Origin of the sequence: Kitasatospora sp. NPDC059817 (assembly GCF_042731835.1) — a bacterium.
GTDB lineage: Bacteria > Actinomycetota > Actinomycetes > Streptomycetales > Streptomycetaceae > Kitasatospora.
Genome location: NZ_JBHWIR010000330.1, coordinates 3,321 through 4,764, shown reverse-complemented (window position 1 = coordinate 4,764; position 1,444 = coordinate 3,321). Strand labels below are relative to the sequence as shown.

The window sequence follows — 1,444 nt, the reverse complement described above, 5'->3', positions numbered from 1 at the left end:
GCGGGGGGGGGGGGGGGGGGGCGCGCCGGGGGGGGGGGGGGGGGCGGGGGGGTGGGGGGGGGGGGGGGGGGGCGGGCCCCCCCCCGGGGGGGGGGCCGCCCCCGGCGTGCGCCGCGCCCCGGGCGGGCGGCCGCGCGGTCGGTGCCGGTCCGGCCGGTGCCGACGATCCGGCCGAGCAGGTCGAGCGCCTCGGCGGGGGCGAAGGGCGGCACGGTGACCCGGTGCACCGAGGCCAGTCCGGCGAGTTGGCTGCGCGAGGTGACGAGGGTGGCGCTCGGGCCGAAGCCCGGCAGCAGTTCGCGGACCACGGCCTCGCCGGGGGCGTCGTCGAGGATCAGCAGCATCCGGCGTCCGGCCAGGGAGGCGCGCCAGAGGGCGGCGGCCTGGGCCGGGTCGGCCGGTCTGGGGCCGGATCGGCCGGTGAGGGCGGCGAGTTCGGTGAGGATGTCGGCGAGCGGGCGCGGGGTGCCGTCCTCGGTGCGCAGCCGGAGCAGCAGCCGGCCGTCGGGGAAGCGGTCGGCGAGCAGGTGTCCGGCGTGCACGGCGAGGGCGGTCTTGCCGATGCCGGCCGGGCCGGAGAGGACCGCGACGCGCTCGCCGCCCTCCGCCAACGCGTCGATCAGGTCGCGCAGTTCGTGGCTTCGACCGGTGAAGTCGGTGGCGTCGGCGGGCAGCAGTGCGCCGCTCGGGCCGGGGTGCTGCGCCGGCCGGGCGGTGGCGGGGCGGGCCGGGCCGTGGGTGAGCAGCTGCCGGTAGCGGGCGGTCAGGGCGGGGCTGGGTTCGAGGCCCAACTCGCGGGCGAGCAGCTGGCGGTGGGTGTCGTAGACGGCGAGTGCCTCGGGCTGGCGGCCGGACAGGTGCAGGGCGTTCATCCGGGCGGCCTGGAGGCGTTCGCGCAGCGGGTGGCGCTCGGCCAGGTCGGCGAGTTCCTCGGCGACGGCGGTGGCGTTGCCGAGCTCCAACTCGGTCTCCGCCCAGTCCTCGTGGACGCCGAGGCAGCGGGCCTCCAGCCGGTCGGCCTCGGCCTGGACGGCGGGCGAGCAGCGCAGGTCGGCGAGCGGCGGGCCCTGCCACAGGTCGAGGGCCTGGCGCAGCAGCCGGGCGGCGGGGGCGAGCGCGCCGCTGTCGGCGGCGGCCCGGCCGGCCCGGGCGAGGGCGCGGAACTGGAGGACGTCGAGCTCGGGTTCGGCGACCCGCAGCAGGTAGCCGCCGGCGGTGTGGACCAGCCGTTCGGGCCCGGGGTCGCGGCCGAGCAGGGTGCGCAGCGTGCAGATGTAGACCTGGAGGTTCTTGCGGGCGGTGCGCGGCGGCTCCTCGGGCCAGACCGCGTCGGTGAGCAGGTCGACCGGGACGGCCGTGTTGGCGCGGCTCAGCAGGACGGACCCCACACCCCCGGGCGGGAGTCAGCGCTCGAGGCGTGGGGGGCGGGGCGGGCGGTGCGCTC

General features: G+C 79.8%; 1 protein-coding gene. It reads right to left on the bottom strand.

What is annotated here, in order from left to right; genetic code table 11:
* Positions 1-1,388 (bottom strand): BTAD domain-containing putative transcriptional regulator (locus ACFV61_RS34585; RefSeq protein WP_380496055.1); only part of this gene is annotated, 1,388 nt, incomplete at its 3' end.
* Positions 1,389-1,444 lie beyond the last annotated feature (56 nt).